This is a genomic window from Acanthopleuribacter pedis (genome assembly GCF_017377855.1).
Taxonomy (GTDB): domain Bacteria; phylum Acidobacteriota; class Holophagae; order Acanthopleuribacterales; family Acanthopleuribacteraceae; genus Acanthopleuribacter; species Acanthopleuribacter pedis.
In genome coordinates, this window is the sequence record NZ_JAFREP010000004.1 from 150642 (window position 1) to 177453 (window position 26812).

At 60.5% G+C, this 26812-nt stretch carries 8 protein-coding genes and 1 tRNA gene; 5 read left to right on the forward strand and 4 right to left on the reverse strand.

The features are described from left to right. Window positions 1–22 precede the first annotated feature (22 nt). The 3 genes from J3U88_RS05560 to J3U88_RS05570 all read left to right on the forward strand — a co-directional run bounded on the left by J3U88_RS05560 (window position 23) and on the right by J3U88_RS05570 (window position 19777). Window positions 23–18847, forward strand: coding sequence for a non-ribosomal peptide synthetase (locus tag J3U88_RS05560; RefSeq protein ID WP_207857428.1), 18825 nt, complete (start codon window positions 23–25; stop codon window positions 18845–18847). Between the two features lie 169 nt (window positions 18848–19016). Then, complete coding sequence (locus tag J3U88_RS05565) at window positions 19017–19526, forward strand: hypothetical protein (protein ID WP_207857429.1); 510 nt, start codon at window positions 19017–19019, stop codon at window positions 19524–19526. Window positions 19527–19528: 2 nt separating this feature from the next. After that, window positions 19529–19777, forward strand: a complete 249-nt coding sequence (locus J3U88_RS05570) for a hypothetical protein (protein WP_207857430.1) — start codon at window positions 19529–19531, stop codon at window positions 19775–19777. Window positions 19778–19910: 133 nt separating this feature from the next. On the opposite strand, the gene J3U88_RS05575 is transcribed toward J3U88_RS05570, so the two are convergent. The 4 genes from J3U88_RS05575 to glpK form a co-directional block, all read right to left on the reverse strand. Further along, window positions 19911–20120, reverse strand: a complete 210-nt coding sequence (locus tag J3U88_RS05575) for a hypothetical protein (protein ID WP_207857432.1) — start codon at window positions 20118–20120, stop codon at window positions 19911–19913. Window positions 20121–20214: 94 nt separating this feature from the next. After that, window positions 20215–20358 (reverse strand) — tRNA-OTHER (locus J3U88_RS05580). A 650-nt stretch (window positions 20359–21008) separates the two neighbouring features. Beyond that, complete coding sequence (locus J3U88_RS05585) at window positions 21009–23174, reverse strand: TerD family protein (protein WP_207857434.1); 2166 nt, start codon at window positions 23172–23174, stop codon at window positions 21009–21011. A 193-nt stretch (window positions 23175–23367) separates the two neighbouring features. Further along, complete coding sequence (gene glpK, locus J3U88_RS05590; protein ID WP_207857436.1) at window positions 23368–24849, reverse strand: glycerol kinase GlpK; 1482 nt, start codon at window positions 24847–24849, stop codon at window positions 23368–23370. An 876-nt stretch (window positions 24850–25725) separates the two neighbouring features. Here glpK and J3U88_RS05595 point away from each other — a divergent pair. After that, entirely contained in the window at window positions 25726–26184 is a 459-nt protein-coding gene (locus J3U88_RS05595) for a hypothetical protein (protein ID WP_207857438.1), read from the forward strand. Window positions 26185–26290: 106 nt separating this feature from the next. Beyond that, window positions 26291–26509, forward strand: coding sequence for a hypothetical protein (locus J3U88_RS05600; protein ID WP_207857440.1), 219 nt, complete (start codon window positions 26291–26293; stop codon window positions 26507–26509). Window positions 26510–26812: the final 303 nt, after the last annotated feature.

Sequence of the window (26812 nt, forward strand, 5' to 3'; positions counted from 1 at the left end):
GGCCCCACGGAAAGGATCTTCATTGGCCACGACCCACCACCTGACTCACGGTCAACACGAACTCTGGCTGGACCAACAGCTTCACGAAAGCGGCGTCCCCTTCCATATCGGGGCCGCGATTGAATTCAAGGGACCGCTGCAAACCGATTTGCTGGTTGCGGCGACCCGCGCGGCGATCAGAAACCACGATTGCATTCGGCTGATGATTTCCTTCGACGGCAACGTCCCCCGTCAGCAACCTTGCCCCGATTTTGATCCACCAATCCCGCTGCATGACTTCAGCGAAACCGCGGATCCCCGCCAAGCGGTTTTTGCCGCGATGGCTGCCGATCAAGCGCAACCGCTTGCGGAGGGTGCGCCCCCCGTGCGTTTTGCCGTTTACCGGCTGGGTCCCGAACACCATGTTTGGTATTCGCTGTTCCACCACATGGTCGCGGACGGTTGGGGTTGGTTTCGGGTGATGGGTTACCTCATGCAGGCCTATAACCGACTCAAACAGGGCGCGGCGCCACCGCCCCAACCGCCCGCCTTCCTCGACCAAGTCGCGAGGGACGCCGCCTATCGGCGTTCGCCCCGTTTTGACCGTGCGCGTGAACACTGGCAGGCGCGGTTGGCGGCCTTGCCGGAAGCGGTCGATTTGGCGGAATCGGTTGACCTTCGCACGGAGCGGGTCGCGGTTGCCTGGCCGCGCGACCGTTGGCAACAACTCTGTGATTGTGCCAAATCAATAGGGGTCAGCCCTTTTCAAGTGTTTACCGGGTTGGTTGGTGTTTATCTGGGTCGCGCCTTCCGCGCCGATGCACTGACGCTCAGTTTGCCGGTCCTGAACCGGGGTTCGGCCGTTGCCAAACACACGGCGGGCCTGTTCATCGCTGAGAAACCGCTGGCGCTTGGCTTGGGCGAAGGGACCGGTTTTCGCGCGTTGGTGCTGCAACTGGCCCGCGATTTACGCCGCGATTACCGACACGGGGCCTTCCCGCTGAGCGCACTGGCGCGGCGCGGTGATGGGATGTCACGGTTGGGGCGTTTTAATGTGTCCTATATGGAACACCGTTACAGCGAGGGAATCCACGGTTGCTCTCATCAGGTCCATCAACTGGTGCCGCCCATGCAACCCTTTGCACTGGCGTTATCGGTGCGCGATTTTGCAGCCGACGCCCCGATTTCCCTGGATTTTAATTACCAGCCGGCCCTGCTGCGCCGTGGTTTCATCGAAGATATGGCGGCGGGGTTGGACCATTTGCTGGACTGTTTTACGGCTGACCCCGACATCGCGGTGACCGTGCCGAATCCCCTGCCGACGGCGATCCTGATGCAACGGGAAAAGGCGTGGAACCGAGGGGTGCCGGCCGCGGCGCCGGTTCATTTTGTGACGGCGTTACGCCGTGCCGCCGCACGGAACCCGGGGGCACCGGCCCTCTGGGCTGAAAACCAGGTGATCAGCCACGGTGCGTTCGACCGCGTTACGGATCGTTTGGCGTCGCAACTCCGGCAAGGGTTCGGCGTGGGGCCGGAGGTGCCGGTCGCGGTTCAGGCGGGTGGCGACGCGGATTCGGTGATCGCCATGGTGGCGGTGTTTAAGGCGGGCGGCGTGCTGGTCCCGCTTGAACCGGACCATCCGCCCGCGCGGCGACAGCGCATGCTGGAGATCGCCGTTTGCCGCTTGGTTTTGGGCGAGGATCCCCGCGATGCGCGGCCGGGAATCACCCTGCGTTCCGTCACGGCTTTGCTTGACGGGGCGGAAGAAGGCGAAGCCCCGGCGGTAACGGAGCTGCTTCACAGCGCCTATTTGTTGTTTACCAGTGGTTCAACCGGCATGCCTAAATGTTGCCGAATCGCCCACGCCCAGTTTGGCAATTGGCTGGCCTGGTCACTTGCCCTGTACCGCGACTGTGACGACGGTTTTCACGATGTGCTGCACGGTTCGATGACGTTTGATGCGCGCCTCGGCTCGGTGTTGTTGTCCTTGGCCGCGGGTGGGAGTTTAACCTTGCCGCCCGCCGATTTAGACGGGGTTTCGGCACTGCGCTGGGTCTGTACCCACGAGAACCCGGCCGATGTGCTCGACCTCACCCCGACCCATCTGGAACTTCTGGTCGGCATGGGCGTGCGCAACGGGCGTGTTCGCCGCATTGTGTGTACGGGTGAGGTTTTGAAGCCCGATCTGCTCGCCGCCGCGGCGGGCTGTTTTCCCAATGCACGCATTTACAACCAATACGGACCAACCGAAGCAACCGTGGGTTGTTCGGCGGCGGCCTTCGGCGTCGGCGAACGGATCCATCTCGGCGCAACCGCGCACGGAACGGGTTTGTACGTGTTGGATGCGCACGGGCGCCCGGTGCCGCGCGGCTTCGCGGGTGAGTTGGTGATCGGCGGGGCAGGTGTCTGCCACGGTTACGACGGGCTCCCCGGCCGCACCGCCTCGGTGTTTGTGCCCGATCCCTTCGCGGAAAACCAACCCGGCCGTTTGTACCGCACCGGTGATTTGGTGCGGCGGGCCGACGACGGTACCTTTGATTTCCTGGGTCGCATGGATAACCAGCTTAAAATCAAAGGTCAGCGCATTGAGCCGGAAGAAATTGAGGCGGTGCTCCGGCGTCACGACGCTGTACAAAACGCGGCGGTGTTGCCGTATCAACGGGGCGAGGACAAGGTCTTGGTTGCCTTTGTGACGCCCTCGGTGGTCGATGAACAGGCGCTGCGCGACCATGCCGTGCGCCGGCTGACGCCGGCCATGGTGCCGGCCTATTTTGTACCTGTGGATCAGTTACCCACAACCACCTCGGGGAAAACCGACCGCGGCGCCTTGGCCGCGCGGCTTGCCGATCTTGAGCCGGCAGCCGGCAACCGCGAAGCGGTCGCGCCGCGCAATGACAAGGAACGGGCCTTGGCCGAACTCTGTTGTTCGGTGCTGGCACGGCAACGGGTGGATATGGGGGCGAGTTTTCTCGAACTGGGTGGCGACAGTTTGGCGGCGGTGCGTTTGGCGGCGGCGGCCGAGCGCCGGCTGGGCTGGACCTTGCGGGTTCGTGCCATTTTGCGTTGCCCCGACCTGGCCACACTGGCGGGTTTGGCCGATGATTCGGCGGCGGGGCCGGCGGCGGTCAGGCCGGCCCCCGTTGCAGTGGAAGGTTCGCTGTTCCCACTCACGCCCGGCCAAGAGGCGCTGTGGTTCCACCAAAAACGCAACGGGGATGCGGCGGCGTACCACATGCCGGGCACCCTCGATTTGCGCGGTCGCTTGAACAAGGCGGCTTTGGCGGCGGCCCTGGAAACCTTGCAACACCGTCATGAGGCGCTGCGCATGCGCATTCAAGAACAAGACGGTGTGGCCCTGCAGCGTTTTGTCTCGACGACGGTGGCGCTTGAAGCGCGCGATTGTAGCGATGCCGAAGCCGCGGCGGCTTGGGTCAGGCAACGAACAGCCGCCCCTTTTGATCTCACCCGTGAAGCGCCGCTGCGCACAACCCTGTTGCGCTTGGGCGATGAACATCATCAACTGGTGCTCGTGTTCCACCACATCGCCTGCGACGGCCATGCCCTGGAACGGTTTTTTGCGGAATTAAAACTGCTCTACAATGGCGCGGTTGCCGGCAAAGCCGCGCTACTTGAACCGACCTCGCGTTGGCGCGATTGGGTGGTTTCGCTTCATGATCAGGTGCCGAGCCAGGCCACCCACGATTATTGGCGCGGCCGTTTGGCTGAATTTCGACGCCCCGACCTGCCCCTGGATCGGCCTCGGCCTGCCAGACCTGATTTTCACGGGGCCCGGCACCAAGTTCGTTTGCCGGCGCTGGTGGTAACGCAACTCAAACAGATCGCCCAACCGGTCGGGGGCGGGATTTTTGCCGCTTTTTCCGCCTTGGTGCGCCTGTTGCTATGCCGGCTTACCGGCGAGGACGACCAGGCCCTGGGCACGCCCTATTTGGGCCGTGACCAACAGACGGCGGCCGATGTTTTTGGTTATTTCGTGACCAACCTGGTCCTGCGCGGACGGGTTGCGGCGGCGGATTCCTTTCGCGCGCTGATCGCGGCCGAGGTGGAAACCATCAGCGAAGCCTTGGCCTTCCCACCGCCTGCTTTGGAACGTTTGGCCGAAAGCTTGGCGATGTTCCCGGAACCCGGCCGCACGCCCTTCTTTGACGTGATGGTGGTTTACGAAACCAACCTCGACCTGGGTTTTTCTTTGGACGGTCTGGCGACGGCCATTCGCGTGGCGCCCCTGCCCGCGGCAAAAATGGACCTTACCTTCGCGGCGATGCCGGAAGGCGACGGTTCGGTTTTGGTGAACCTGATTTATCGCGACAGCCTGTTCGACGCGGCCCGTATTGAAGCGATGGGCGCTGATTTGCTGTTTTTGGCCGAGTCGGTGGCGGCGGGGCCGGCGCTGCCGGTGGGGCGGCATCTCGCGGCGCGTGCGGCCCAAACGGCAGGGGCCGAGGATCGGCTTTTCTCGCGGTTGGACGGCGGACCCAGCCCGGTCGGTAACGAAACGGTGGTTGATCTGTTTGAACGGGCCGCGGCCTTGTATCCCGATCAACCGGCGGTATCGGATGCGACACGGCGGCTGACCTACACGGCGCTGGACCAACAGGCCAACGGTTTGGCGACCTATTTGGTCGAAGTGGAAGGGGTTGGGCCGGAGGATCGCATTGGTTTGTTGTGCCACCCCGGCGTGGGTCAAATTATGGGCGTGCTTGGGATTCTCAAGGCCGGCGCGGCCTATGTGCCGCTTGACCCCGATTACCCTCGCGAACGCCTGCAATTCATGGTCGACGATGCGGGACCACGGGTTTTGGTGTGTGATGCAAGCACGCGTGCCTTGGCGGCGGATCTGGCCGGTCGGCCCGGCATTTGTTACGACGTCGGTTCACCGAAGCATTCGCCGCCGCGGGTGTTGCGGCACCCCCAACAAGCTACTTTTTTGATTTACACCTCGGGTACCACCGGTCGGCCCAAGGCGGCGATCCAAAACCATCGTGGTTTTGCCAACATAATCACCGCGCGGGCGCGGGATTTTGGGCTCGGGCCGGGCGATGTTTATCCCAATGTGCTGTCGTTTTCCTACGACGCCGCCCAACTGACCAGCTTCACCCCGTTGGTATGCGGCGCGGCCCTGTATTGTGCCGCACACGCCGACCGCGAGGACCCGGAGCGGTTGCATCGCCTCTTGGTTCGGGAAAAAGCCACCCACCTGGTGGCGCCCACCGCCTATTTCGCGCTGCTCCAGGATTTGGATGTGCCCAGTCTGCGCGTCTTGATCAGTGGCGGGGAAGCGCCTGAGCCGCGGCGGGTTCGCGCTTATTTAAAACGTTACCAATACATGAATGATTACGGGCCTTGTGAGGCCTCGGTGCTGGTCTGCCGCCATGGTGTTTCGCTGGACGACGATCTGGAGAACGGGGTTCCCTTGGGGACGCCGCCCGCCGGGGTTCGGCTTTACCTGGTCGATGACAGGCTGCGTTTGGTGGCGCCCGGTCGCGTGGGTGAGATTGCCGTGGGCGGGGTTGCGCCGGGTCGCGGGTACCATCGTCGCCCGAAACGCACGGCGGCGTGCTGGCGGCCCGATCCCTACGGTGATGAAGCGGGCGCTCGGCTCTACCTCACCGGTGATTTCGCGGTGCTCCGTGGGGGCCGTCTCCATTTCCGCGGTCGCCGCGACGATCAGGTCAAGATCCGCGGGAACCGGGTCGAGCTGGGCGAGGTGGAACGCCGCTTGGGATCGGTTCCCGGTGTCGGAAGCGCGGCGGTGATTGCGCGCGCCACGCCCGGCGGGAGCAAGGAGCTGGTGGCCTACTACACGGTTGTCGAAGGCGGCGATCCCAAACCGCGCGAGGCCCTGCGGCGGCTGTTACCCGAACCCATGATCCCGGCTTTTTTTGTGGTGCTGGATCGTTTTCCGCTCACGGCCAACGGCAAAATCAACCGTCGTGCTTTGCCGCAACCGGAAACCGTCGAAGTACCGTTGCTCCAGGCGCCGCACGACGCTTTGGAAACGGAAATCGCGGCAACGTGGGCGCGTGTGTTGCATTTACCCGCGGTGGGTCGTGACCAAAACTTCTTTGAACTCGGCGGACAGAGCCTGAGCGCGATGCGGGTCGCGGCGCTGTTGCGGCGCGCGCTTGGCCGCGAGACGACCATGCGCGATCTCTTTGAACGCCCGGTGCTTGCCGACTTGGCCGAGCGTTTGCGCGGGCGGGTCCCGTTGCGGGAAATGGAAGGTCCAAGCGCGCTCAAAGCGGCCGAGGATTATCCGCTTTCCCACGCCCAAAAACGGTTGTGGGTCTTGCACCGCATGGGCGGCGGGGAGACGGCCTACAACATGCCGGGCCTCTTTCTGCTGGAGGGTCCGCTTGACGTGGCGGCCCTGGAACGCGCGTTCCAAGCGTTGTTTGCACGCCACGAGGCCCTGCGCACGGTGTTTGTGATGCGCAAGGGTGAACCGCGCCAGCGGGTGTTGCCCGCGCACGGGTTTTTACTGAAACGCCTTGACCTACGCGCCCGAGCCAACCCCGAGGATGAAGCCCATCGTCTGGGAAGGCGCGATGCGGTGACGCCTTTTGATCTGGAAACCGGTCCTTTGATGCGGGCCACCCTGATGCACGTTGCCCCCGAGCGTTTTGTGTTGGCGGTCTGCCTGCACCACCTCATTTGCGACGGCTGGTCGTTGCGGTTGATGACCCGTGAATTGTTTGATTTTTATGGCAAACCCGAGGATGCCGCGCCGCTTTCCATCCATTACAAAGATGTGGCGGCTTGGCGAGCGGCACGTCTGGCGGCGGGCGATGGCAATGAAAGTCGCCGTTATTGGCATGGGCGTTTTGCGGAACCGCCACCGCACCTTGCCCTGGTTACCGACCAACCCCGTGCCGCGGCGACCCGGTTCGACGGGGCTCGCATCGCGATTCCGCTTGACCCCGAGTTGGGCCGACGGCTGCGCCAAACGGCGCGCGCCCACCACATCGGGCCCTTTGTCCTGCTGCAAGCCCTGGTGAAGGTGTTGTTGTTCCGCCACACCGGCCAAACCGACCTCGTGATCGGGGCGCCCGTCGCGGGACGCGACCACGTTCGTTTGGATAACCAGGTTGGTTTTTACGTCAACATGCTGCCCTTGCGCGACCAACTCGACCCCGACGCCTCATTTGGGCAACTGCTGCTCACGGCGCGCGAGCGGGCGGCCGAGGCCTTCAGCCATCAGGCTTATCCCTTCGATCTGTTGGTTGAGGAACTTTCGTTGCCGCGCGATTCCGGGCGCGAGCCCTTGTTTGATGTGGTGGTCGCCTACGAGGAAAGCGAGGAGACCGAACTGCGCTTGCCCGATGTGCGGGTTACGCCGCAAGAAACGGCGGTGCCCGCGGGCAAGTTTGAGCTGACCTTTGGGTTTGTTTCCGAGCGCGACGGCCTGATCGGTTCGCTGGAATTCAGCCGGGCCCTGTTTGACACCCGACGCATGACGGCTTTGGCGCGTCAGTTTGTGAGTTTGGCCCGCGCGGTGGTTGCCGGCGATGAACGGCCGCTGAAACGTTTGCCGCTTGAGGATGCGGCGGCCCTGCAACGGGCCGTCGCGGACGGACGGGGTACGCGGCGGGTTTGGCCTGCGGATGCCGCCCTCACGGCGCGACTGGTCGATTGGGCGCAACAAGCACCGGCGCGGCCGGCGGTTTTCGCCGACGACGGTCGGCTGGATTACCGTTGCTTAATGGAACGCGCGGGTCGTTTGGCCGCGGCGCTGGTTGGGGCCGGCATGGGCGCGGAGCAACGGGTGGCGGTGTTGGTCCACCGCGGTTGCGATTTACCCGTCGCCTGGATTGGGGTTTGGTTGAGTGGCGCCGTGTTGGTGCCGCTTGATCCCGAGGGCGATCCGGCCTTGCTGGGTCGCTTGTGGCGCCAGGCCGGCTGTCGGCTGCTGGTCTGCAACGATGGCGGCGCGGAAACGGCCGCGCGGGTGGCGGGGGCGGCGGTGGTCAACCTGGCCCAAACCAAGACGCACCCTGTTTTGGCGAAACCCGCGCTTCGTTTTCCGGCGGGTGCGGCCTATGTGATGTTTACCTCGGGAACGACCGGCGGTTCCAAAGGTGTGGTGGTCCCCAATCGCGCGGTCACCAACCTGCTTGCCAATTACCAGCACCGTTATTTCGCGCGTCTGGCCCAGACGGGTTTGCGTGTGGCCAGTTTTTCGCCGAGCTTCTTCGATCCCTCCATCGCGCTGATTCTGGCGCCTTTGGCTTACGGCCACCAGCTTTGCCTGACCGGGGAACGGGAAATCGGCGATGTGCGTCTGGCGGCTGATTTCTTGCGCCGACACCAGGTGCAGGTGGTCGACAGCACCCCGAGTTTCTTGGCGGCGGTTCAGGAAGCCGGCGGTCTGCCCGCGAGCTGCCGTTTGATCATCACCGGTGGTGAGGCGCTCCAGCCTGCTACCGCGGCGCGTTTGGGCGCGGGGGCCGAGGTCCACAACGCCTACGGACCCACCGAGGCTTGTGTGGACGCGCTCTCTTTTCGGATTGAGGCGGGTGAGACCCTGCCGGAAATTCCCATCGGCACGCCCCTCGACAACGTGGAAACCTATGTGCTCGACGATGACGGCTTGCTTTGCCCGCAAGGCGCGGTGGGTGAGTTGTGCATCGGCGGTGCCGGTTTGGCGCGGGGTTACCTCGACCGACCGCGCGAAACCGCCGCTGCCTTTGTGCCCCACCCCTTTCGCAACGGCGAACGGCTTTACCGGAGCGGTGACCTCGCCCGGCTTCGAAGCGACGGCCAAATCCTCTTCCTCGGTCGGCGTGACGGCCAGATCAAACGGAACGGGGTTCGCATGGAGCTGGGTCAGATCGAGGAGGGATTGCTGCGGTTGCCGGGCGTTTCGGCCGCCGCCGCGGCGTTGATCGCCAGACCCGGGGAGGAAACCCAACTGGTTGCCTATGTGGTGTTACCCGACGCGCGAAACGGCGTCGTCCCCGAAAACCAGACCCGCGTTCGTGCTTGGCGTGCCGCCTTGGCCGCCTTCCTGCCGCGGTTCATGATTCCCGGTGTGTTTGTCACTGTGCCCAGCTTGCCGCGTGCCGCCACCGGGAAACTGGATCGCGCGGCATTGCCCGTTCCCGAACGCATCGCCTCTGGTGGTGAACCGCCGCGAGATACGCTGGAAACCCGGTTGTGCGCGCTTTGGCGAGACGTCTTGGCGTGTGGCACCGTGGGGATTTTTGATGATTTCTACCGACTCGGCGGGCAAAGTTTGAAGGCCCTTCGCCTGGCGGCGCGGGTCGCGGCCGAGTTGGGTTTGGAACTGGGCTTGGCCGAAATTCTGGCGCACCCGACGGTCGCGGAACAGGCGGATTTGTTGCGGCAACGCACGGAACGGGATCAAACCGCGATCCCCAAGCAACCCGATGCGGCGACCTATCCGGTTTCCCACGCGCAGCAGCGCATGTGGGTGTTGGATCGACTCGATCCCTTCGCCTACCAGATGCCGGCCGCCTACGAATGCCTGGGATTGCTTGATGTGACGGCGCTGGAAAAGGCGTTTACCGCGGTGGTCGCGCGCCACGAGAGTCTGCGCACGACCTTTACGGAACAGGACGGGGAGCCGCGCCAACGGGTGCACGCCCCGGCACGGCAACGCATTGCCCTTACGCAATCGAGCCCGGATGATTTGGCCGGCCATGTCGACGCCTTCCTGCAGCAACCGTTTGACCCGGCCGTGGGGCCGCTCCTACGCGTGCACCTGGTGTGTTTGAACGCGCGGCGGCACCTGCTCTTGGTTTCGCTGCACCATATCGTGGCCGACGCCTGGAGTATCGGGGTGCTGGCGCGTGAGGTATCTCTGGCTTATGCCGCCTTCCGCAACGACCAGACACCGGCCTTGCCCGCCTTGACCCTGCAACATCGCGATTTTTCAGCCTTTGCACGTGCGCAAATCGAAGAAGGTGCCTTGGACCAGGCCCGTGATTTTTGGCTGGCGACGCTGCGCGGTGACTTGCCCGTGTTGGCTTTGCCCGCCGACCAAACACGGCCCGCGCGACAATCCTTCGCCGGCGGTCGTTGCCAGGCCGTTATTGACACCGAAACCACCCACGCCCTCACCGAACTGGCCGCGCGGAGCCAGGTCACCCCGTTTATGGTGGCGGCGACGCTCGCCTTTGTCCTGTTACAGCGGCACAGCGGTCAGGACGAAATTTTGGCCGGGGTCCCCGTATCCGGGCGCGACCACCTGGCCCTGGAAAATCAAATGGGTTTGTACCTCAACACCCTGGTGTTGCGTGCCCATTTGCACGCGGATCTTCCGTTTCTCGCCGCGCTCGATCAGGTGGCCGAGGTTTTTGCGCGGGCCGTCGAACACCGTGCTTATCCCTTTGATCTGTTGGTTGAGGGTCTCGACGCCGCCCGCGATTTGAGCCGTTCACCCGTATTCCAAGCGATGATGGTTTTGCAGGACGCGGAAGACGACGTCTTCGAACTGGACGGTTTGCGCACGCGGCCGTTCCCGATCAACTTCGATAAAGCCAAATGCGACGTCACCTTTTTCTTTCGTTTCGAGGACGGGTACCTGCATCTGGATGTTGAATACGCCGCTTTTCTCGGCGATACCCGCATGCAGCGCTTTACCGAGCAGTTCTGTACCCTGTTGGCGGCGGCGGTACGGCGACCGGAACAGGCGATAGGCCGTTTGCCGTTGTTGGACGCGGCCCAACGGGAAGCGGTGATCGCCGCCACTGATCGGCGCCACACGCGGGCAAACCCGGATGTGGTGGACCTTTTTGAGGCACGGCGAAAACGATCCCCGCAAACGGCCGCGGTGGTGATGGGTGAAACCACGTGGTCGTATCAGGAACTGGATGCACGGGTCCAGGCCTTGGCCGCCCAACTCGTCGCCCAGGGTGTGGGTTCTGAGGATGTGGTCGGCGTGGCGCTGCCGCGCGGGACCTGGCTGCCCGCGGCCCTGCTCGCCGTCCTACGCGTGGGTGCGATTTACCTTCCGTTGGATGCCGGCTACCCCGCTGAACGGTTGCGGCGGGTGGTCGCGCACACCGGTTGTCGTCATCTCATTGCTTTTTCCGCGCCGGATTGGGCGGGGTCCGCGCTGACGGTGGTCGCACCTCAAGTCGCCCCTACCGAAGCGGTCCCGATTTCCCAAGTTGAACCCGACCAGGTTGCCTACCTCATTTCCACCTCGGGTTCGACCGGTACCCCCAAGGTTGTGGCCTGTACCCGTCGCTGTTTGGCGCAGCTGATTTCCTGGAACCTTGCCGAACTTGGCGCGGCGCACCGGGTTTTGGCTTATGCCCCACTGGGTTTTGACGTTTCCTTGCAGGAACAGTTGGTGACCTTGTGTGGTGGAGGGACGCTTCATTTCACCGACGAAACCACGCGGCGGGATATATCGCTTCTGGCCGAGCGCCTGATCCGCGACCGCATCAGCATGATCACCATGCCGTTTAGCGCCTTGGCCTTGCTCGGCGATGTGTTGGAAGATCGCCACGTGCCCGACCTGCGCGCCTTGTGTACCTCCGGCGAAGCGTTGCAACGCACCCGTGCGCTGGACAAGCTTTTGGCGCGTCATCCCGAGCTGGTGCTTCACAACCAATACGGTCCCTCGGAAACCCATGTGATCACGGCCGGGGCGGTTGGGGGTGATGATCCCGCGGCCGCGCCCATCGGTGCGCCGATTGACGGCAACGCGGTGTACCTGCTTGACGCGAACCTGGAACCGGTACCGCCCGGGGTGGCGGGCGAACTGTACCTGGCGGGTGAAGGTCTGGCCAGGGGTTATTGGGGCGATCCCACCCAAACCGCCACGCGTTTTTTGCCCGATCCGTTCGGACCGGCCGGCAGCCGCATGTACCGCAGCGGTGACCGGGGATGCTTGCTGCCGGACGGACGCTTGGCATTCCTCGGTCGTGCCGACGACCAGGTCAAGATTCGTGGCTTCCGCGTGGAACCGGCCGAGGTTAGCCGCGTGCTGCGCGATTGCGACGGTGTTCGCGAGGTTGTCACCGTGGGTGTTACCGTTGGTGGAAGTTGCGAATTGGCCGCATATGTCGTTGGGCCGGATGCGGCGGCCGTACCGCGCTTGAACGCGGCGTTGCGAGAACGCTTGCCCGCGTTTATGGTGCCGGCTTTTGTGATGCCCCTGGCGGCGTTGCCCCGTTTACCCAGCGGGAAAATCCATGTGCGCGCCTTGCCGAGGCCCGAGGTCGCGGCTGCCCCGAGCGGTGTATCGCGTCCCGGTGATGCGCTGGAAAAGCAGCTGTGCCGGCTATGGTCGCGGATGCTTGGCCGCGGGACGGTCGGCCTTGATGATGACTTTTTCGCCGCCGGCGGACACAGCCTTAAGGCCATGCAGTTGGTCGCCGCGCTGCGCAAGGAATTGGTCGCGGATGTGACCCTCGCCGATCTCTTTGAAGCACCCAGTCCGGCCGCCTTTGCACAACGTCTGCGCGGCCGACGCCCCGCCCGTTACGCCCCCTTACCCGCGGCGGGAGCGCGTTCGCACTACCCCTTATCACCGGGGCAAAGACGCCTGTGGTTGTTGGCGCGATTGGTACCGGACACCGCCGCGTACCATGTACCGGTTGCCCTGCATCTGCGCGGACCGCTTAATGAAGCGGCGCTTGTCGCGGCGCTGGCCGATGTGGCCACGCGCCACGCCGTTTTGCGCACTCGGTTCCCCGCCGACGGCGACACCCCGGTTCAGGTTGTGGATCCACCCGGACCGGTGCCTTTGCGCCGTCGCGGTCAACTGGAGGGGGATCTGACCGCCGCCTTCGCGGGTTGGGCCGATCAGCCTTTTGACCTTGCCGAGCAGCACCCGTTCCGTGTTGACTTGGTTTCGTGCGGTGAAGCGGAACACGGGTTATTGCTGTGTTTCCACCACATTGCCACCGACGGTTGGTCGCTGAAACCCTTGGCCGATGATTTAGCCGCCTGTTATCAAGCCCGTTGCAAGGGCGAAGAACCCCGTCTTCCGAGCTTGCCGATTCAGGTCACTGACGTTGCCGTCTTCCAGAGTGAACAAGCAGCCGACGGTACCTTCGCCGCTCAAGCTGATTTTTGGCGCCGTCGGCTCGGGTCCGATACGCCGCCGGCTTTTGCGGGTGACCACCCGCGGCCTGAACGCTGTCGGTACGAAGGGGAAACCTTTGAATTCACCCTTTCCGATGCCGATCACGCCGCGGTCCATCGTGTCGCACAAGCCGAGGGCCTCACCCCGTTTGTGGTTTTGCTCGGTGCTTTCCAACTGCTGCTCGCGGGTTTGAACGGGGGGCGTGTTCCGCGAATCGGAACCCCGGTGGCCAATCGCGACCGAGAGGAACTGGCCGGTTTGATCGGCTTTTTTGTCAATACCTTGGTTTTGAACACCCATATCGAACCGGGTGAATCGGGCCGCGTCTTTTTGCACCGGTTGCGGGGCGAGGTTAGCGAGGCATTTGCCCATCGCGACCTTCCTTTTGAACAACTGGTTGAGCTGCTTCAGCCCGAACGGGATCCCAGTCGGCATCCCTTGTTTGACATTTCCTTTGCTTACCAGGGGAATCAGACAAGGGAAGGCCGTTGGGGCGATGTGGCTTGGCGCGCGCTGGAAGTGCCCCACCAAACCACCAAATACGATCTGAACCTGTCGCTGGTCGCGTGCGACGGCGTTTTGGTGGGGAACCTGGAGTATGCGCGCGCATTGTTTGAACCCGCCACGATTAAAGGGTTTGCGCGGCGTTTCCAAACCCTGCTGCGCGGCCTCTGTGCCGATATGGGTCGTGCCGCCGTCGATTTGCCGCTTTTGGAGCCCGAGGAGGAACGGCGGATCTTGACCGCTGCCGGGAACCCCGTGTTGCCGGAACCGACCGTGCTCGGCATCCACCGGCTTTTCGAGGAACAGGCCGCGCGTGTTCCCCACCGCATCGCCCTCACCCACGAGGGCCGTCACCTTTCTTACGCGGACTTGGATCAACGTGCCAACCAATGGGCCCATGTGCTCGTCGCGGCCGGCGTCGGCCCCGAAACCTTGGTCGCGCTGCTCATTGAACCCGCGTTCGAAACCTTGGTTGCGATCTTGGCGGTTCTGAAAGCAGGCGGGGCTTATGTTCCGCTCGATCCGCGTCAACCCGAGGCACGGCAGCGGGTTATGTTGGCGGACGCCCAGCCGTTGCTGCTGTTGCACCACGGGGTCGCGTCGGAATCGATCCCCACGGGATCCTGGCGGGTGATGGATTTGGCGACGCCGCCGGCCGATAGCGCGACCCAGGCTCCCGAGGCGACCTTCTCGCCGGACCAAGCAGCTTACGTGATTTACACCTCCGGCTCGACCGGTCGGCCAAAGGGTGTTGTCGTCGCCCATCGCCAGGTTTTGCAGTTGTTTACCGCCGCCGATGCCTTGTTCAAGTTTGACGAGAACGATGTTTGGACCTTGTTCCACGCGACCAGTTTTGATTTTTCTGTTTGGGAGCTTTGGGGCGCACTGATTCACGGCGCCCGATTGGTGATTGTGCCCTATTGGGTGGGGCGTACACCGCGGCGGTTTCTCGAACTGTTGCGCGGTGAACGGGTGAGCGTGTTGAGCCAAACGCCCTCGGCATTCACCCAACTGGCCGCGCTCGAGACGGAAACGCCGTTGGCCCCGACCGAGCAGCCCCGTTACGTCGTGTTTGGCGGCGAGTCCCTGGATGTCTCCTCGGTTCATGCCTGGTTGCGACGGCATCCCGAGGGCGGTCCTTCTTTCATTAATATGTACGGCATCACCGAAACCTGTGTCCATGTGACTTTTCAGAAGGTCGACGGCAACACGCCCCAAGGCGCGGTCGGCCGTGCGATGCCCCACCTGGCGACGCTGGTGTGTGATACCGCGGGCAAACTGCTGCCCTTTGGCAGGGTTGGCGAGATTTTGGTGGCCGGCGGGGGTTTGGCGCGTGGCTACCTCAACCAAGCCGCGCTTACCGCGCAACGTTTCCAACCGCATCCCCACGCGACGCGACCGGGCGAGCGCATTTACCGGTCCGGCGACCTCGGCATCCTTCACGCCGACGGCACCTTGATCCACCGCGGCCGTGCCGACAGTCAGGTTCAGATTCGCGGCTACCGAATTGAGCCGGGCGAGGTGCGCGCCGCGCTTTTGGATCTGCCGGGTGTGCGCGACGCCGCCGTCATCGCCCGCGACGGCGCCGAGGGCCCCGAGCTGGTTGCTTACCTGCAAACCAAAGATCCGACGGCGCCCTTGGAAAGGGATCCACGCGAGGCACTAAACAAGGTGCTGCCCGCCTACATGGTGCCCACTTGGTTTGTTACCTTGGCCGAGCTCCCGCTGACCGCCAACGGCAAATTGGCGACGGCGCGGTTACCCGCGCCAGAGGCGGGTCGCGACAATGAAACTGAGTTCGTCGCGCCTCGTGGTGAATGTGAGCGTTGGATTGCCTCGGTCTGGGAAGACGTGCTCGGTGTCGGTCGGGTGGGTCGCAACGATGACTTTTTTGCGCTTGGCGGTCACAGCCTCGCCGCGGCCAGGGTGCTCCACCGCATCCAGGCCGGACTCGGTATTGACGTTCCCTTGCGTGCCTTTTTCGATGCGCCTACCCTGGCTCACTTGGCAGCGCGGGTGGGGGAAGTCGCCGGTGAAGCGGTTGCGCGTGACACCATGTTGGGGATCCCGATCCCGACAAGGTGCGACGGTTTGGTTTTTCCCGCGACACAAGCCCAAAAACGGATGTGGTTCCTGGCGCAAATCGAGGATCAAACTTTGGCCTACAACATGCCGCACGCGGTTCAATTGGTGCAAGGGCTCGATCCCACCGCCTTGGTTGCCGCGGTGACCGCTTTGGTTACCCGGCATCATGGCTTGCGCGTTTTGCTTCGTTTCGAAAACGGGGTGTTGCACCAGCATTTGGCGCCGCCTGCATCGGTTCGACCGAGTTTTCCCGTTTTCCCGCGGGCCGGCGGGGAAACCTGGTCCGATTGGGCACGGCGCTGGTGTGAACAACAAGCCCACCGTCCTTTTGATCTGGCCGCGGAAGCCCCATTCCGGGTCGCCTATCTGCGCAATCCCAAGGGCGCCGATGTTTTGTTCCTGAATCTCCATCATTCGGCCGGCGACGGCTGGTCGATGGGACTGATTGTGCGAGAGTTAGCTGATTTTTATCGCCTATATCGTGAGACGAAGGGCGATGATCAAGCCTTGGCGCGTATCCCTGAACCGCTGCAAATCACCGCGTTTTCCGGCTGGCAGGCCGCCTTGAGCGACAGCCCCCGTTTGCAACGTCAGCGGGATTTTTGGTTGGATCGCCTGCAGCCGCTTGCGCCGCCCTTGGCGCTCCCCCTCGACCGACCCCGTCCCGCCGTGCGTACCTATCGCGGTGACCGTCGCCATTTTATTTTTTCAACGGGGCGGCAGGCGGCGTTAAACACCTTGGCCCGCCGTCACAAAACCGGGCTGTTCTCGCTCCTGGCCGCGGTTGTTAAAACCCTGCTTTTCCGTTACAGCGGGCAAACCGATTTCGTGCTGGGCACCCCGGTCGCGGCACGACCCCATCCTCGCCTCGAGGGATTGGTCGGTTGTTTGGTGAACACCCTGCCGCTGCGCGATCCCTTCCAAGCCGACATGGCTTTTTCCGCGTTTTTGGAACAAACAAGGTCCGCGGTGTTGGCCATGCTGGATCACCAGTTATATCCCTTCGAACAGTTGGTCGATGATCTTGGTTTGGCCCGTGACACCACGCGACCCGTGTTGTTCGATGTCATGCTGGTGATGCAGAACGCTGATTTTGAGCCGCCGAATTTTGCGGCGGGCGAGATCCGCGATTTTCCCTTTGATTTTCGCACCGCCAAATTCGACCTGCTGTTTAACTTTTGGGAGGCTGAGGACGGCCTGCACCTCAATCTCGAGTTCCATACCGACTTGTTCGAACCCACGCGCATTGATCGGGTGTTTACCCACCTCAATACCTTGTTTGAAGCGGTTGTTCGTGCGCCGGAAACCCCGTTGTCCCGCCTGCCGCTGCTCGCCGCGGATGAACAGCGCTTGTTGCGGCAATGGTCGCGCGGCCCCTGTGCCGAGCATCGGCCCCGCCTGATCGACGCTTTCGTGGAACAGGTTGCCACCCGACCAAACCAGGCGGCGCTGATTTACAACGAATTCACCCTGACGTATCGGCAGGTTGATGCATGGAGCGCACAACTCGCACGATCTCTCCGGGCCCGCGGGGTACGTGAAGGCGATATCGTGGCGGTGAACCTGCCGCGCGAGGTTCCCGTCGCCGTTGCGCTGATGGCCGTCCTGCGACTCGGTGCGACCTATGCCTACCTCGACCCGAGCGATCCCGACCTACGGCGGCGGCGCTTTCTGGAGGATGTCGCGCCCAAAGCGGTAATCACGTACCAAAGCGATGATTCCACCTTGGCAGATACCGCCGTGCTTCGAATCGGTGAACAGGCGCCCGCGACGCGGCCGGACTGGGATGACGTGGTTGCCGCGCCCGACCAAGCCGCTTACTTGATTTATACCTCCGGTTCCACCGGGCAACCCAAGGCGGTCTTAGGAACCTATCGCTGTTTGGAAAACCTTATTGCCTGGCAACGGGCGACGATGGGTGACGGCTTGCGCGGCTTGGGTTTCGCGGCCTTGGGTTTCGACGTCTCGGTTCAAGAAATGCTGTTCGCGTTGCTCTCGGGCGGGACCCTCGTGAACCTCGACACCACCGCCCGCTTGGACATGGCCGGCATTGCCGCCACCATTGAACGTTACCAAATCGCGCTGGCGGTGATGCCCTACACGCCCTTGAGTTTATTTGTGCGTGAGAATGAAACACTGCCCCAATGCCTGCGTTGGTTGGTTACCTCCGGTGAGCGTTTACGGCTCGATCCCATCCTCCGCCGGCATCTGAAAGCCAACCCCAACTTGGTTTTACACAACCAATACGGTCCCTCTGAAACCCATGTGGTTACGGCCGAGGCCGTGCGCGGTACGGACCCTGGCTTGCCCGATTTTCCCCCTATCGGAACGCCGCTTAACCAGACCCTCTGTCTCGTTTTGGATGGGGCCGGCGAACCCGTTCCAATGGGTGTTCCAGGAGAACTATTCCTGGGTGGTGACCATCTCGCACTGGGATACCACGGGCGCCCTCGCCTCACCGCGAGCGTCTTCGTGCCTGCTCCTACCGAGGCCGGCCTGCCCGCGGGTGCCCGTCTTTATCGGACGGGTGATCGCTGCATTTGGCAACCCGACGGCAGTCTGCAGTTCCTGGGGCGTGCCGACGACCAGGTGAAAATTCGCGGTTTTCGCGTTGAGCCGGGCGAGGTGACCGCTGTTTTAGGGGAACATCCCGCTGTAAGCGAAGCCGCCGTCATCAGCGTTCGGCGCAACAACCACAACCGCTTGCATGCCTATTTCGTTCCTTCCAAACCGGTTAGCGACCGCGAACTGCGCACCTGGCTGGGGAAACGCCTGCCCGCACACATGGTCCCCGAGGCGTACGCGGCCTTGGATGCGCTCCCCATGAATGCCAACGGGAAGCTGGACCCTGGTGCTTTGCCTCAGGCGCTTGCCGTCAGCACGACCGGTGGCGGCGAGGTACCGGTTACCGGGACGGCACGTCGCATTGCCGCCGTTTGGGAAAAGGTTCTAGGTGTGGCGGGGGTAGGCCTGACGGATGCCTTCTTCGAACTGGGGGGCAACAGTTTTAGCCTGATCGAAGTTCACCATCAACTTAAAGCACTATTCGGAGAACCTCTACCGGTGGTCAAATTGTTCGAACACACCACGATTGCAGCGTTGGCGGCGTACCTCGATCATCGTGTCGAAGAACAGCCGAGGCGTGTTTCGGACCGAGGTCGAGCACGGCGTTCAGCCGCGCAACGCCGCCGACGTTAGTCAAACCAGGGTGAATTTCTGAAAAGAAAACATGCGTGGTTTGGAGATTTTTGAGAAAATCTTGGCCGTGAGATGGTTTTTTTAGTCTTTTATGAGTATATTCCGAGTATGGAGCGAGCCTTGTTCTCTCCGCTCCACCTAGAGCTGAGCATCCAAGGAGTTGGAAACAATGAGATTAAAGCAATTTTTTGGTCTTTCATCCGGCAAATTGGACCACCTCGGAACAAACGTGGGCGCGAGGGAGGCGTCGGTTCGTCCGTCCTCTAAGCAACCAAAGGTTCATCAGGCATGTGTCCCTTCCCATGGAAATCAAACTTCCCCATTGGATTTCTCGGAAATCGGCCTGGCACTGCATCGCCACATTCTTGGTTTGGAAGCCTATTCCAGCCAAAACGCTGATGGACCGCCATCTGGGCAAAAGGAGTCCAACATGGCCGAAAAGAAAATCAGAATCCAATACGAAATCAGTGAAACGAACCTGAAAAGGATCGAAGAACTGATGAAAATCACCGGCGCGGAAACCCGTAAAGAGTTGTTCAACAACGCACTGACGATTCTGGGCTGGGCCGCTCGCAATAGCCAAAAAGGGTTGGCCATCGGTGCAATTAACGAAGAAAACAATACCTTTCGTGAACTGCAAACCCCCGCCCTCGAACATGCGGCGGCATACCGAGGCTAACGTTGAAAATACGTTTGCGCAGATTGCCTCCTGAGTCCTTAACGCCGGATCAGTTTATGGAGCAGGAAGCAAGACTAACCGAAAAAGAGATCCAGGCAAACACCGCGTTCACCAAAATGGAAATGGAAGCGAGTGTTGCCAAATCCCAAATGGAGATGGAAGCGCGCGCCTCCGAAACAAGACAAGCGGCGCAAAAAACGCTGCTTCGCCGGCCCTTCCATCTCTTTCGTTTATTACCTTATGGTCAATGACCCTGGTAACCTTAGGACTGACCAAACAAATTGAATTGAGCGACGAAGTCATGAAATGGCTTTAACCTAAGAAACGCGATAACTCGCGGCGATTTTAGCTAAACCTCTGGGCTGCAACGGCCTGTGAAAATGCTCACCGCACCCAACGGGTGCGCTTCCGCTTTTCCCAAGCCATTTCGCTCCAGATCTTTAGCGAAAATCCCTCGCTCTTATCGTGCTTCTTAGGTTTAACGGAAACCGCCTTGGTTGTTGTCGGTTTCGCCGGTGCCATCGTCGCCTGGGCCTTTCCCGCCAAACCCAAAAGCCCGCCTTCGCAACGGTAGCCCCTTTTTTTAAAATTCATACAAACTCTTTTTACGGGCAAAAATGGGTAAGAAAGGCGGAGGAAAGCGAGCGCACGGGAAGGTGCTCTACCATTGAGCTACTCGCCGTCAAAATCGGCGAGGTTGGATTCGAACCAACAACAACCCGGTTCGTAGCCGAAAGGGAAGGAAGTGCGCCCTAGGCCTCCGCCTAGTATGTGAAAAAGAGGAAATGGAGCAAACTGCTCATCGGTACTCTGGCCACTGAGTTACCCGCCTGAATCGGCGGGGTTGGATTCGAACCAACGACCCTGGGTAAAACCAAGACTGGTGCCTTGGTTCAAGCCAAAAAGAAGGAAGTTTGCCTTAGGCCTCCGTAAGGTTGGAGCGGCCCCGGTCGGGACCCTTTTTGAAGAGGAGATGGAGGAAATCGAACAGACGATTACGGTGCGCTACCATTGCGCCACACGTCCCGTGGGGACGCGGCTGGAATCGAACCAGCAACCACCGGCACCCAAAGCTTTGCCCGCATTTCTCACAATTATTCGTCGCGAGAAGCAGAAAGCCTTGTGAGTACGAAGATTACGACCGAGAGACGGCACAGGGGTCCGACCTATCGGCGTAGCAGTGCTACGGCGAAGGCGGCTCGACCGAGTAACGCGGAGGGCCGCCCCCTCGTAATCGCATGACTTTCGGCTTCGTAGCAGAATTCCTTGTGAGAAATGCGGGTTAGAAGGAGGTCTGTTCTAGGCCTCCGAATGAGGCGATGGGAACGGCGGAAACGACATCTGCTGGGGTTCTAAGATGATGGATGGTCCTTGCGAACCGTCCAGGAGAAGGAAGCAGATGATAAGCCGCCGATCACCGTGTTTGGTAAACCGGGAGAACCCGTTTGGTACATGTTGGGTTCTCCCAATGAAACAAGAGGGTTAGAGAAGGTCGGCCAAAATGGTGGCGGTATCGTGGGCATTGAAGTCAGCCTCTTTGACACCAAAACGAATATCGGCCGTTTCGGATTGCGCGATTTCCCCCTGACGTGCGGCCAGGTGGATTTCGGCGAGGGTTTTTAAGTTGGGACGCGATTCCCGGTAGCCGACAATCGCCTGGACCGCCTTGGCCACGTTCCCACATTCACCTTCCACATTGTTGTAAAAGGCGCGCGTACCCATGTACAAGTCTGTCAGGATTGCGCGGCGGGTTTTCAGGTCAACGACCAGGGGAACGCAGTAACTACCGGTGCCGTTCAGGTCAAATTTGTTCACCACGGATTTGATGTCAAAACCGCGGTAACGTCGGCTGACCTTTTTCCGAACCATCCAGCCGGCATGGGCCTGCATTTCCGCGAAGGCCTCACCGGCGAATCGGTAAACCTGAATCGCCAGGTACCGTGTTTCCTTTGGCAATTGGTCCAGCGTCACATCAATGAATTCGGCTGCACCCCGTGGCGCGGATTGGAGGTCACCGGAGTGAACAATGCCGTCGGATGCCAAGTTGGTGTAGCTGACGTGACCGCGGTACACAAAGGTTTCGTCGAATTGGATGAGCGAGAGGTCCAAGTCGGTTGTTCGCGCGGTTTGTTTCCAGTAGACAAACAACCGCAAAACCTTTCCTTCATCTATGGGAATCTGGGAACCTCGGCCAAAGGTCAACAAACCATCGGAAGCCGCCCGCTGCTGCAGCGGCACGATGTAGTGTTCCAGGTCGGGATCAATCCAGACTGACTGATCCACCCAGCTTTCTTTTTCGGCAATCCGGTGTGTTAGTTGTTCACGGATCAACGCAACCGTTTGATCGACTTGAGAAGGGGTCATGCCCTGAACGGCATTGTTCTCCAGGACCTTCATCTTGCCGCGTTTGTTGACGACGGTTCGAATGGGAGATTCGTTGATGGACTGGAAGTAATGCAACAGGACCAATAGGTTTTTGGCGGTAACGGAAGCGGCGCTTCGCTCAAACGCCGCCAAAATGGCGGTGGTCTTCTTGGGGAAACGCCGCAGGAGCTCGTGAAGCTTGCGCGCCAAAACCCCGGGACGGTGTTCGAGGTGATGCAACAGTTCGGTCACCAACCCATCGGCGATCAGTTTTTCGGTTTTGCTGTTAAAGGTCACCACCTTCCCATTGCGCAAAAGGTCGAAGGCCTTGTGGGTATGGGGGTGGGTTTTGTGGAATTCGGAAACATGCAGATAGCGGCCGATTTCCAGCCACAGCCCGCGGTAGCGATTCAGGTCCTCGGCCAGGTTGCGCTGTTTCTCCAAAACACCCAATACCGCGCGCCGTTGGGGGCGCGAGAACTTGGGAAATGTGATCTTGGTGGCAAGGCTGATATTGGAATCGGTCAAGGCAGCAAAAAGGCGGAGCAGATCGGTGGCGTTTTGTGCCAAACCCGCGGCGTCCTCGTGGTAGCCTTCCCGCCATAAAAGCCGCATGACCAAGGCCAAATTCTCTTTCTGAGCAATTTGGTTTGGATCAAGGGCCTTTGCCCCGAACAAGGTCAAAAGTTCGCTTAAATCGTCGTGCCATTCCTCTTTAACCGAAGCATTGGCGTACAAAGCCGCGCGCAGCCAATCACGCAACCGATCCGAAGCGGTGTCTTCAAACACCAATTCAAGGTCGATCCATTGAACCCGTTCTTCGGTTTCACGTGCGTTTTGATCGGTAACGCCCTGTTCCCACAAGCTGTTCACTTGGAACTGGGTGATTGGGTCGGCGCCAAAGGCATTCAAATCGAACAACCATTCGGGAACGCGAATGCCGCTTTCCAACAGGGTGCCGTCCTCGAACATGTCGAAACGGTTGCCGAGGTAGCCCATCACCCGGCGGGCGAAATAGGCATTGTCCTCGGGGACCTGATCGGGGAAACCGGTGAAAAGGGGCACGTAATCCACGTCACCGCCGCGCAAGCTTTTGAGGAAGTTCATGGTGTCCCGATACTTTAGGAAAAAGGTCTCCGAGGCACGATCCAAAAGCTCGGGGTTGGTCAGGCGATAACCCATGGAAGCGAGTTCGGCCTGGAGCACACATTTATTGGCGGTGCTGATGCCGGGCCCCTCGGAAACCGATAAGATAAAGAGTCGTTTTAAAGCGATAAAGTTCATGGTTCACCTCAAAGTATCGGACGGGAAACGCATAGAGCAATGCCGATGCCAGAAGTGATAAGTTGTTTTTTTGTAGGCGGATAAATTGGTTACGGTTTTTTGAGGCCCAAAGGGACCCCAGAGAACCTATTCAAAAGCAGCGTTTCTTATCGAAAAAGATATGGTGCTTCAGTTTCCGCCGCCGAGACGCGCATTAATCCATGATTTGGTTCACACGGGCCACTGCTTTGCGCCAGCCCGCGTAGTTTCGTTGCCGTTGTTCGCCGGCCATGCCGGCTTCGAAGGCGCGTTCCTCACCCCAGAGGGCCGCGATTTCATCGAGGGACTGGTACCACCCCAGCTTGAGCCCACACAGAAAGGCCACGCCGAGGGCGGTGGTTTCCCGCACGTGAGGGCGCTTGACGGTCATATCGAGGGTGTCGGCGAGGAATTGACACATCCAACTGTTGGCGACCATGCCCCCGTCGACGCGTAATTCGCGCGCGTGAATCCCGTCGCCGGCCATGGCGTCGGTGAGATCGCGGGTTTGGTAACAGACCGCTTCAAGCGCGGCACGAACAAGGTGGTCGGCGCCCGCGTCACGGGTGAGCCCCAAAACAGCGCCCCGTGCGTCTGGGTTCCAGTAAGGTGCGCCCAAGCCGGTAAATGCCGGAACGAAATAAACCCCGTGGTTGTCCGATAAAGCGGATGCGGGCGCCTCGGAGGCGGCCGCGGTATCGATGACCTTTAAGGCGTCGCGCAACCATTGGATCGCCGCCCCGGCCACAAAAATGCTGCCTTCAAGGGCGTACGTGCGGCGGCCGTCGAGTTGGTACGCCACGGTTCCCAGTAGCCGATGTTGGGATTCAACCACTTTGTCGCCGGTGTTGAGTACCATAAAACATCCGGTGCCGTAGGTGCTTTTAACCATGCCCGGCTTAAAGCAGGCTTGGCCGATGGTGGCGGCTTGTTGGTCACCGGCGATGGCAAAGATGGGGATTTCTCGGCCCAAGAAATCGCAGGTGCCGAAGTCGGCGGCGCTGTCGCAAACCTCGGGTAATATGCCTCTTGGGATTTCGAAAAGCGACAACAGTTCGTCGTCCCAAGCGCCTTGGTGAATGTCGTATAGCAAGGTTCGCGAGGCATTGGTGGCGTCGGTCGCATGACGCCGTCCTTTGCTTAAATGCCAGAGCAGCCAGGTATCGACCGTGCCGAAACACAACCCGCCCGCCGCGGCGGCTTGCGAGGCGTCGGGTTGATTGCGCAGGATCCAGCGTAATTTGGTCGCGGAAAAATAAGGATCCAACAACAGGCCTGTTTTGCGGCGAACCATTGCCTCGTGGCCCTGTTGTTTCAGGCGACGGCAATATTCGGCGGTGCGGCGGTCCTGCCAAACGATGGCGTTATAAATCGGCTTGCCCGTCAGGCGATCCCAAACCAAGGTGGTTTCCCGTTGGTTGGTAATGCCCACCGCGGCGATCCGCGCGGCGTCGACGCCCGCCGCGTCCAGGGCACCATGGCACACGGCGCGGGTACTTTGGATCAAATCTTCCGGGTTGTGTTCGACCCAACCGTCGGCGGGGAAGATTTGAGGAAATTCTTGTTGGGCCATTCCCCGTATGCCGCCCTGGCGGTCAAATAAAATTGCGCGGCTGCTGGTGGTGCCTTGATCAATGGCAAGAATCAGTTCGGACATAAAGGTTCCTTGTGCGTCGGAATAAAAGTTAGCGAGCAGGAAGAAAAGGTCCCCTATTCTAACCCGCCTTGGCTGGTGGATTGCCAGACACCGTGACAAAGTCGCCACTCGGGATGCGGCCCCCTGTTCTGTAGGGATCGCGGCCATCCGTTTCATGCGGTGTCAGCGCCCCGGCGGCAACCCAAACCAGCGCGCCAACGTTAAAACCAAAAGAAAGACTTGGCCAAAGGAAACGTCTCGTGCCGGACTCGATGAGTTGGTGCGTCTAACGCATGAGCGGCTTGCGCTTCGCGCTTTCTCACGGGAACCGCGAGGAATGGGTTGAAACCTAAGAAGCGCTGAAGCGAGGGATTTTGGCTAAAGATCTGGAGCGAAATGGTTTGGGATAAGCGGAAGCGCACCCATTGGGTGCGGTGAGCATGTTCACAGACCGTTGCAGCCCAGAGGTTTAGCCAAAATCACCGCGAGTTATCGCGCTTCTTAGGTGAAAGGGTTGTGGGTGAAAAAAAGCGCAACAAATTCAGCTCTCTGGCAGAATTCTTCCAGAAAAATACGTGTTAGTTATTGAACGGGTTGCGGGTTTTGCCGGCCGAGAAAGGTCACCTGAACGGTCTCGGTACCGGCGGAAATGTCTTGCTACCGCCCAGTTTAATGGGCGTTGGTTGATTTAGCTTACACAGCTCGGCTTTTTTCCGAGACGGGGTGATGGTAAGATTTTTGCTGCGTTTGAAAAGATCGGAAGCGAATGATGTCACGCTTTGCACGGGTATGTAAGGATGATGCAATCTTCGATTTGCGAATTTTTCGCGTGAAAAACAGAGATCACCCGTTGCTTCATGCTGCAGCCGGTTATCCAAAATTAGCTTGAGGAACTCCATGAAATACTGGTCACTATGCTGTCTACTGTTGGGAATGTCGGCCTTCGCGCAAACCGACTATGTCGCGCCGTTGCGCACGTTGCTGGAGAACAGAAGCAACGTCAAAACCGTCCTGGTCGTCTTTAATGCCCGCAACATGGACGAGATCCCCGTACCTGAAACCATGGGATCGACCAAAGTGATCAAAGTCGGCATCAAGTCCGTCTCCGACGTGAGCCGCAACATCGTGAACGACATCCTGAAACGTGAGCCGGTCCAAGCGATGTTGCTTTACGATGACGGCGAAAAGTTGGTAACCAACAAACGAACGGTTACCTACCTGATGAAACAGTCCAAAAAATTTAATTTGGAAATTTACTCCGATTCCCAAGCCAAAAGCAGCCGGGCGATCCACGGTCGGGTGGTGCGCAAAGGGTCCCAATGGGAGTTGGTTTACGAACTGGGAACGGACGGCTAATCCAAATTTCACCTTATCTTGATGTCGGCCGCGGCCGATAGGAGAAACAGGCGTGGCCTCTAAGGGTTCAGCGCCTGTTTTATTTTGTCCTACAGTGATGGACCCCATGATCGAATCAGTCGGCGGCGGCGTCAACCTGAGCGCCCAATACGCCCAACTCAAAAGTCAAAGCCAACCTCAGTCAGCGCCGTTGGAAAGTAGCGGCGGCGGCTTGCCACCAACCGCCTCGGCTTTTGATATCGCCCTGCAAATTCAAGACATCCAGGTCACCAACTTAGAGCGTACCCTGGATGCCCAGCGCAGCATTATCGACCTGCTTGTCTAAGCGCGGATGCGGACGCGTAAAAATTGAAACCCGGTCGCGGTTCTCCCCGGGCCGAGCCGGTCGATAAGCAGATGTGGTTTTGGGCTGCCGAAGCACGATCCTTTTCTTGAGTTCCGATGCCTAAAAGCCGATAGGGTTCCTACACACGGCTTTTTATTTCGCAGTGACCTTCCGCGACCAAAGCAAATCGGCGCGTTGTGACGATGGGCATCCCGAACAGCGGCTGTTCCCGAGCACCTTACAGCCCTCCTGACGACTTGCCTTGCCTTGCCTTGGATCCGCCGAAGCGGCTGATGGACACGA

What these genes read in the sequence shown, in the direction of transcription:
- J3U88_RS05600 (WP_207857440.1), top strand. Translation starts at nt 26,291, where the DNA reads ATGATCGAATCAGTCGGCGGCGGCGTCAACCTGAGCGCCCAATACGCC.
- J3U88_RS05575 (WP_207857432.1), bottom strand. Translation starts at nt 20,120, where the DNA reads ATGAATTTTAAAAAAAGGGGCTACCGTTGCGAAGGCGGGCTTTTGGGT.
- J3U88_RS05595 (WP_207857438.1), top strand. Translation starts at nt 25,726, where the DNA reads ATGAAATACTGGTCACTATGCTGTCTACTGTTGGGAATGTCGGCCTTC.
- J3U88_RS05565 (WP_207857429.1), top strand. Translation starts at nt 19,017, where the DNA reads ATGAGATTAAAGCAATTTTTTGGTCTTTCATCCGGCAAATTGGACCAC.
- glpK (WP_207857436.1), bottom strand. Translation starts at nt 24,849, where the DNA reads ATGTCCGAACTGATTCTTGCCATTGATCAAGGCACCACCAGCAGCCGC.
- J3U88_RS05585 (WP_207857434.1), bottom strand. Translation starts at nt 23,174, where the DNA reads ATGAACTTTATCGCTTTAAAACGACTCTTTATCTTATCGGTTTCCGAG.